Here is an 8,467-nt window from a genome sequence, read left to right on the forward strand (position 1 = left end):
TGTCGCCCAGCTAAATACTTCTTTACCTTAAGCAAAGCATGATTAGCTTATCTCCGATTATTCTATAGCCTTTGAATGAGGGATTAGCAATGGCATCATCAAGTTTACGTCCGGCAAAAAACTTTTCCTCTGGGGTAATGAGGGCTTGGGGAATTTAGGGGGGATAAAATTTGGATTATTTATTCCCTTTAAGTGACTCAATCAGGTTGCCAATTAACGGAAACTGTTTTATTACTCTTACTGTTAACTCTACAAAATTTTCCTCAGAGAGACGGTCATCTTGTCGCAGTTGTAGAACGCCAATTAAGATAATAAATATAGCTGTACCAATAATACTTAAAGCTAAATAATGAAACGGTAGGAAACCACCTAAAGCTGCAATAAATGTGAATACAACTACAAATACAAATAAGTAAAACATGCCATTTCTAAAAGCCCAAGGTAATGTAACTTGAACTTCTGATTTAGAAGACTCATCTGGTTTTTGTGGCTCTGTCATATTATTATTCCCTTCGGTTGAATGTTGAATTACAACTCTTTCGATATTTCCGGCAAAGGTGAAGGAGGAAGGATACATAAAATCTCTGCTTTTGTCCTTTTCTAATTCTCTTCTATCCATTACATCGTCAATTAAGCTCAAGACATTGACCATTTGATAAGGTTTCTTTTGGCATTGAATCTGGTGTTGTTGATCAACTATGAACTGGCGCAATTTTTCTGAAAGATAAAAGTGAGGGTCTTGCTTATCTTTGCAGGTAAGACAGTTGCAGGGAATTAACTTGTCGTATTTGAGTCGTTTATAAGATTGATGAATTTTATCTAGTTCGTATGTGACTTTTGTCATCAAATCTCTTTTAAATTTACCTGCAATTCGGATTTTAATTTCTCGCTTGTCGTAATATTCAATTACTTCAGCTTTTGTTTCTTCTTGGCTGATAATGACACCTGTTTTCCAGACAATTTGTTGTTTGTCCATCACATCAATTAAGTTGTGTATAGCAACAATAAACTGAGTGATGATACCTTTGGGCATGAATTCGTAAGTGTAGCGGAGGATGAGGTTATTCGTTTCATACCATTCATATTGCGGTTGTTTTGCTGTTAAAAGTTGTGGTGCAATATATGTTTTGGGATTATTAGGAATTTCGTAACATAGCTTGAAATTGATCATCAATTGCAAAAGTTCTCTTTGCTTTTCGGCATATTCTTGCTCGTGCCAAATTTCTTTAAGCTTTTGCCAGGTAAATTTGCCCAAATCTTTAATTACCTGCGAATTATCCAAAACTCTGTAAACTGCATCAGTACCCCACTTGGGTTTGAGGATGAGAGTATTGTACAAGATGGGATCATCTTGAAAGTGTAAGCAAACTCCTAAATCATGGAGATAACCACTTAGCTGCAATTTATCTTCATGTCTGGTAAAACCATTTTGCTGGCAGATGTGGAGATATTCATCCAAACTGATGTAATTACGTGGATTATTTTCTAAAGTTTCTCTCACTTTTACCCAAGTTTTAGGTAGTGGTGTACCCAGGTGAGGTAAAGACGTAATTTGATGCTTAATTTCTTTGATGACGTTATTTAAACGTTGGTCATTTTGAGCGAGGTTGGTTGCTAAGGTTTCCTTGAGGTTATTAAATTGCCCTTTTAATTGTGGTTCATTAATTTCGCGGGTTCTATCATTCTTCTCATTTTTAATGATTAGCACTGGGCTACTTTCACTGAGCAATTCCACCACATTTAGCCAGTAGTAAAAATCAGTGTCTTCTTTGCGATTATCTGCAACTAAAACATAGAGAGAACGTTTAGTGAGGAAAAATTGGTGGGTGGCATGGTAAATTTCTTGTCCACCGAAATCCCAGATGTTGACTCGAAATTCTCGCCCGTTTTCCATTGGGAAATCCCACCGGATCACCTCAATTCCCTTAGTTGAGTCGTCTTTTTGAAGTTGGTAATTTTGGTCTTTAATTTTACTGGCTAGTGTTGTCTTACCTGCGCCGCCTTCACCAACAATGAGTAACTTGGCTTCGTACAGATTATCTGTACCTTCCTCCAGTTGGCGGAAATAATCTCTAATCGCTGCAATACCTTTCGCAGCAATTTCTAGCGGTGGCGTTTCGATGGGGTTGTCCCTTAAATCCAAGTATTTGAGTTGTGGCAAACGGGTAATTGCTTCTGGCAGTCTGGTGATTTGGTTGTCGTTTAAATACAGGATGGTGAGTTGTGACAGACGGGTAATTGCCTCTGGCAGTCTGGTGATTTGGTTGTTGCTTAAATACAGGATGGTGAGTTGTGACAGACGGGTAATTGCCTCTGGCAGTCTGGTGATTTGGTTGTTGCTTAAATTCAGGATGATGAGTTGTGGCAAACGGATAATTGCTTCTGGCAGTCTGGTGATTTGGTTGTCGTTTAAATCCAGGGTGGTGAGTCGTGACAGACGGGTAATTGCTTCTGGCAGTGTCGTGATTTTGTTGTAGCTTAAATTCAGGGTGGTGAGTTGTGACAGACGGGTAATTGCTTCTGGCAGTGTCGTGATTTGGTTGTAGCTTAAATTCAGGGTGGTGAGTTGTGACAGACGGGTAATTGCTTCTGGCAGTGTGGTGATTCTGTTGTCGCTTAAATTCAAAACCTCTAACCATTCCAGTTCAAACACCTCAGCCGGAATCTCTGTTAACTTTTCCTTGTCGTCAGTATTCCAATCATTGCTTAAGTCTAGTTCTTTAAGCTTTTTCTCTTTCGTTTCTTGAATTTTGTTAAAGAAACGTTGAGGCGTTTTTGCCATACTGAGGTTCACCTATCAACGATAATTATGATTTTATGCCCCTGATTGGCTAGACAATCTCAGAGCAATTCCCCCTGAAATATCACACTACATGAGTAGTAATAGATTTTACGTAATTGTGATAAAGAATTTATCATTGTAAATTTGCAAATAGCAGGCGAATAGTTAAAACTCGTGAATGAGTCTTTGATATTCGTGAATGAGTCTTTGATATTCGCGCGTGAGTCTTTAATATTCGCGGACGAGTCTTTGATATTCGCGCGAGAGTCTTTGATACTCGCGCGAGAGTCTTTAATATTCGCGGACGAGTCTTGGATACTCGTGCGAGAGTCTTTGATATTCACGGACGAGTCTTTAATACTCGTGAATGAGTCTTTGATATTCGCGGACGAGTCTTTAATACTCGTGAATGAGTCTTTGATATTCGCGGACGAGTCTTTAATACTCACGCGAGAGTTTTTGAGACTCGTTCACGAGTCCTCTCCGCTTCGGGGAGCAAGCGCGTTGCGGAGGTTCCCTCCGTTGTAGCGACTGGCGTGAGAGGTTTGGAGAGAGGTTACAAAAATAAGTTGCACATTGCGTTTTAGAGGTTGTTTTAAAAGTGGTTTGTTGTGTATATCGGCACTTACAGATCCCCCCAACCCCCCTTAAAAAGGGGGGCTAAGAGCCTCTTAAAGTCCCCCTTTTTAAGGCTACCGTGTACACACAAGTCTTGAAATCCTACCTATCGTTTGGTTTCGTCAATCTAGCTTTCGGTTTTGCGATCGCTCTGAAAACCTGTCATTGCGAGGAGGAACGACGAAGCAATCGCCAAAACTACGAGATTATGCGATTACTTCGCTCCGTTATCACTGCGCTCGTAATGACAATTTAAGGAGGCTATAACGTCTGAAACCCTTGCAGCTAACACTTGTGTGTACACCGTAGCTTTTTAAGGGGGATTTAGGGGGATCGGATCTAAAATGTTTGGCTACCAACAATAGGACTTTTAAAACATCCTCTTAGAATATAGGAAAGTTTCAGGCGACAGTCGCTATTAATTGCATCTTCATCAAGAAACGATATCACTTCTCCATAGCTACAGCACTTACCCCATCCCTCACCAGATGTCCATCTTCCATGTAAATAATTCGGTCAGCAATATCTAAAATGCGGTTGTCGTGGGTGACTAGCAAAATTGTACAGCCTTGCTCTTTGGCAAGTTTTTGCATTAACTCCACGACATCGCGCCCAGATTGTTTATCCAGGGCGGCTGTTGGTTCATCTGCCAAGACTATTTTAGGCTGATTTACTAAGGCACGAGCGATCGCTACCCGTTGTTTTTGTCCACCCGATAAGCTATCAGGATAGTAATTCAGGCGATGTTCTAACCCAACTGCGGCTAACATTGCTTGGGAACGTGTCAGCATTTCTTGGGGTGCAATTCCACGATGCACTTCTAAACCCATACGCACATTCTGAATTGCTGTTAAACTACCATGCAAGTTATGAGCTTGGAAAATATATCCATTACTGCGTCGAGCTTGGGTTAATTCTTCACTACTAGCATGACAAAGTTCCCGATTTAATACTTGTAAACTACCAGATTGGGCAGAACGCAAGCCACCTACTAAGGTTAATAATGTAGTTTTACCAGAACCCGAAGGGCCAGTCATAATGATAATTTCACCAGCGTTAATGGTGAGGTTAATATTAAATAATACTTGTTTCCGCAGTTGCCCTTGACCAAAGTAATGGTCAAGATTTTGGATGGATATAACAGGTTTAGAGGAGTAATTAGTTTCCATATCGATTTTTTTTACCTCACGCAGAGACGCAGAGACGCGGAGAGTGATGAGTTTTTAAAACATATCGGCGGGGTCGGCGGATTGGAGTTTGCGAGTGGCGATCGCTCCAGATAAACTACACATCATTATTGTTAAAATCAACACAAATAATGCCCGACTTGCTGTCATATATATGGGTAGATTTGTCGCCGTGGCAGCTAATTGATAAAGTCCTAATGGGAAGATGAAGCCAGGAATAAACCCCAAGACGGCTAATATAATTGCTTCTTCAAAAATGACTCCGAGTAAGTAGGAATTGCGATAGCCCATTGCTTTGAATGTGGCATATTCTTTAATATGGGCATTCACATCAGTTGATAAGACTTGATAAACAATAATCACACCTACAATCACACCCATTGATACACCCAAACTGAAGATAAAACCAATGGGACTTTCGGTTTTCCAATAATCTTCTTCAAATTTGATGTATTCTGCGCGGGTTAATACTTTGATATCTTCACTTTGGAGATGTAATTTTAATGCTGCTGCAACTTGTTGGACATCATAACCTGGTTGAATATTAATTAAACCGAGATTAATACTGCCTACTTGTCGTTTCGGAAATAAGCGTAGAAAGTTTTCATCACTAGAAACTAATGTACCATCAGCGCCAAATGATGCACCTAATGTAAATCCACCACTCAGATTAATCGTGTGTTTATCTACTTCTGTGGTGACAGTTTTACCTGCATCCAGTTGCTGAACAACTTTTTGATATTCACCTCTGGATGCGCGATCAAAAATGAAGGTATCTGGTAGTTTAATTTTGTCTAATTGGCTTTGAACTCCGGGAATGTTTAAGGCGGATTGTTCCGGGTTAAAACCAATGGCTTGCATGGAGGTTTTGCTGCGGGTTTGGGGATTTTTCCAAGTCAATAAACCGATATACATGGCTGTAGCTGATTTCACACCGGGTACATCTGCGGCTTGCAACAGTCGCCGCCGAGAAAATGTCGCTAAATTCTGCATATTCCGGCTTTGGGGACTGAGCAAAATAATGTCTGCAACCAGGGCGCGATTCAGGCGGGTGTTGCTGTCATACAGTGCATTTTGAAAACCTAGCTGCATAAAAATCAGCACATCAGCAAAGGCAATACCAGCTAATGCAACTAACAAGCGGCTTTTGTGATGACTGAGTTGCAGCCATCCCAAAGGTGTGCGGCGTTGCAGTTCTTGGATCATTCCTGTCATAGTTCAATTACCGCTTTGACTTGTAAATTGGTAAATTTGGCGGCTTTGGTGCTGGAAGCTTCATCTAGTTGCACATGAACTTCCACGACTCTAGAGTCAATATTTTCGCTGGGATCTGTGTTGATGACATTTTGGCGTTGGACTTTCCAGCCAATCCAATCTACTGTTCCCGACAAGTTGCTAGGGAGAGAGTTGCTGGATATTTGCACTTTTTGTTGTGGACGAATTTTGCTAACGTCGCTTTGATAAACTTCTACGACTGCATACATCTGGTTAGTTTGTCCAATTTCCACGATGCCATCGCTAGATACTAATTCACCAGAACGTGTATGAATATCGAAGACTACACCATCTTGGGGCGATCGCACATAAGCTTGCTCTAAGTTTGCCTTGGCTTGGCTGGCGGCGGCAACTGCTCGCTCAATTTCTGCCTTCGCGGCTTGCACATCCACGGGGCGGACTTCGGCAATACTATTTAAGCTGCCTGCGGCTGACTGGACTTGTTTGCTACCTGTTGCCGTAATTCGAGCTAAAACTGCCTTGGCTTCACTAATTTGTTTGCTACCAGTACTATCTATGCGGTTCAAATTGGCTTTGGCTTCGCTCAACTGCTGGGTGATGGTATCTACACTCAAGCGTTTACTGTCAAAGGTAGAAAGGGAAATTGCACCTTCGGAATACAGTTGCTGATAACGACCAAATTCGGTTTCAGCATTTTTTAATTCGGCGGCTAATCTTTTAATTGTTGCCTGTTGAGCAGTCGTGTCACCTTGCCATTGTGCTTCTAACCGCGCAATAGTTTGCCTTTGTTCGGTTTCTTGACCTAAACTTTGGGCTTGTAAACGGGCAACTTCGGCTTTTTGGGCAGTAATTTCGCCTTGTTTCGCACCCGCTTGCACTTTCGCTAAATTTATCCTCGCTACTTTTACAGCTTCTTGAGCTTCTTGCCAAGCTGCCTGGAGGCGATCGCGGTTATCTAAAATGGCAATTAATTGCCCAGCTTTGACTGTATCGCCTTCTTTTACCAACAGTTTCTCAACTCGACTAGTTTGACTAGCCGCCGGAGCCGAAAGTTTAATGATCTCTCCCTTGGGTTCTAGTCTCCCTAACGCTGTCACCGTCTTAATTTGCGGTAAACTCACCTCAGTTGTGGCTGTATTCTGAGTGGGCGTTGATTGCACTTGCCAAAATTTATAACCTGCGATCGCAATACCTAAAGCAGCTGCCAAAATTATCAGTTGGCGAGAGTTAGGCTTAAAGTATGCGGAATCTTTTGCTGCGGCATTACTCACCGTAAGCTCCCTTTTGGTTTAAATTCTTACTAAACTAGAATGTTTAGTTTTGATATTACTAAACTAAACTGTTCATTCCAGTAATGTCAAGAGTCACTCGAAAATTTTTAGGCGAAATGACCAATGAGCAATGAAAAAATTGATGCTATTCTCGCTGGAGCAATGCAAGAGTTTCTCAAAAACGGCTATGCAGCGACAACAATGGATAAAGTTGCAGCCGCAGCAGGAGTATCAAAAACAACTATCTACAGCTACTTTCGAGATAAAGAAACTTTATTTGCAGCCCTTGTAGAGCAATTAGCACGGGAAAAAATTCTGCCACTATTTAACTATCAAGACCCGCAATTTTACCAAGACGACCCACAAATTTTGTTGCGGCGTTTAGCCATCAATGTCTTAGATAAAGGGACTAGTGAACAAGAAGCACTAAACTTCGTGAGATTAATTATTGGGGAATCTGGGCGATTTCCTTCCTTAGCGCAAATTTTCCTCAAACATATCGAAAAACCCGGTTTCGATTCGTTGAGTGAATATTTTACCGCCCATCCAGAACTGCAATTACCTGATCCTTTAGTAGCTGCACGTATATTTATTGGTGCATTAGTACATTTTATGATTCTTCAGTATATGCTACATGGTCAAGAAATTGTGCCAATGGAGCGCGATCGCCTAATTGATAACTTAGTTAAATTAATCACCATTAACCTAACGCCTAAAACTGAACTCGCAGATAAATATACTGGTACAAGACAGAAAACACCAAGACGCAAACGCACATCCTCCGGCAAATTTCAAACAGATTACAAATCAGAACCTAAACAGTTAAGGTCGATTCGACTCACAGATACAGCCTGGGAAAAACTCGCAGAATTAGCGACTGAAAATAACCTTACCCGTAGTGAAATGATTGAAATCTTCGCCCGTCAAAGCAACCGAGAAAGGGAGTGGGGAGTAGGGAATCGGGAGTAGGGGAGATGGGAAAAAAGTTTTTTCCCGTTGCCAAATAATGTATATACATGGAAAATTTAACCTCATGTATATACATGGAACAATAATTCATCTTCCCAACTCCCAACTCCCTTTCAAGGGTAGGTTTTTAACAGAGTGATGAGTAGCGACTCTAAAAATCACGATTTAATCAGAGTTCCACCCCTACACCCTAAATCAAGGTTTTTGGGGCATAACGTAAAAAACCTACACCAGTCAGGGAGTGGGGAGTGGGGAGTGGGGAGTTGGGAGTGGGGAGTGGGGAGTGGGGAGCTGACAGGTGTAGGTTTTTTACAATTAGGAGGAGTTAAAGCAGAAGAAATCGTCAACAGGAGTAGAAGGAAAAGAACTCCAGCGATGAAGATGAATCGGAAGGTGATTGAGAA

The 8,467-nt window shown here is 41.3% G+C and carries 5 protein-coding genes; 1 reads left to right on the plus strand and 4 read right to left on the minus strand.

What is annotated here, in order from left to right:
- Positions 1–175 precede the first annotated feature (175 nt).
- The 4 genes from H6G79_RS29040 to H6G79_RS29055 form a co-directional block, all read right to left on the minus strand.
- A complete protein-coding gene (locus tag H6G79_RS29040; RefSeq protein ID WP_190593487.1) occupies positions 176–2,782 on the minus strand; it encodes a COR domain-containing protein in 2,607 nt (868 codons plus the stop codon).
- Between the two features lie 1,064 nt (positions 2,783–3,846).
- Positions 3,847–4,569, minus strand: coding sequence for a DevA family ABC transporter ATP-binding protein (locus H6G79_RS29045; RefSeq protein WP_190593489.1), 723 nt, complete (start codon positions 4,567–4,569; stop codon positions 3,847–3,849).
- 54 nt (positions 4,570–4,623) lie between these two features.
- On the minus strand, positions 4,624–5,802 hold the full coding sequence (devC, locus tag H6G79_RS29050; protein ID WP_190593492.1) for an ABC transporter permease DevC: 1,179 nt from the start codon (positions 5,800–5,802) through the stop codon (positions 4,624–4,626).
- Positions 5,799–7,094 carry an HlyD family efflux transporter periplasmic adaptor subunit gene (locus H6G79_RS29055; RefSeq protein ID WP_190593494.1) on the minus strand — a complete coding sequence of 432 codons (1,296 nt, stop codon included), beginning with the start codon at positions 7,092–7,094 and terminating at the stop codon, positions 5,799–5,801. Before H6G79_RS29055 ends, devC begins: the two co-directional genes overlap by 4 nt.
- Positions 7,095–7,217: 123 nt before the next feature.
- Between H6G79_RS29055 and H6G79_RS29060 the strand changes: the two genes are divergently transcribed.
- A complete protein-coding gene (locus H6G79_RS29060; RefSeq protein ID WP_190593495.1) occupies positions 7,218–8,063 on the plus strand; it encodes a TetR/AcrR family transcriptional regulator in 846 nt (281 codons plus the stop codon).
- Positions 8,064–8,467 lie beyond the last annotated feature (404 nt).

The sequence above is a fragment of the Anabaena sp. FACHB-83 genome (assembly GCF_014697485.1).
Taxonomy (GTDB): Bacteria; Cyanobacteriota; Cyanobacteriia; order Cyanobacteriales; family Nostocaceae; genus Nostoc_B.

Excerpts from the sequence above, each read along its gene's own strand:
- H6G79_RS29040 (WP_190593487.1), bottom strand. The coding sequence starts at position 2,782 with ATGGCAAAAACGCCTCAACGTTTCTTTAACAAAATTCAAGAAACGAAA.
- H6G79_RS29045 (WP_190593489.1), bottom strand. The coding sequence starts at position 4,569 with ATGGAAACTAATTACTCCTCTAAACCTGTTATATCCATCCAAAATCTT.
- devC (WP_190593492.1), bottom strand. The coding sequence starts at position 5,802 with ATGACAGGAATGATCCAAGAACTGCAACGCCGCACACCTTTGGGATGG.
- H6G79_RS29060 (WP_190593495.1), top strand. The coding sequence starts at position 7,218 with ATGAGCAATGAAAAAATTGATGCTATTCTCGCTGGAGCAATGCAAGAG.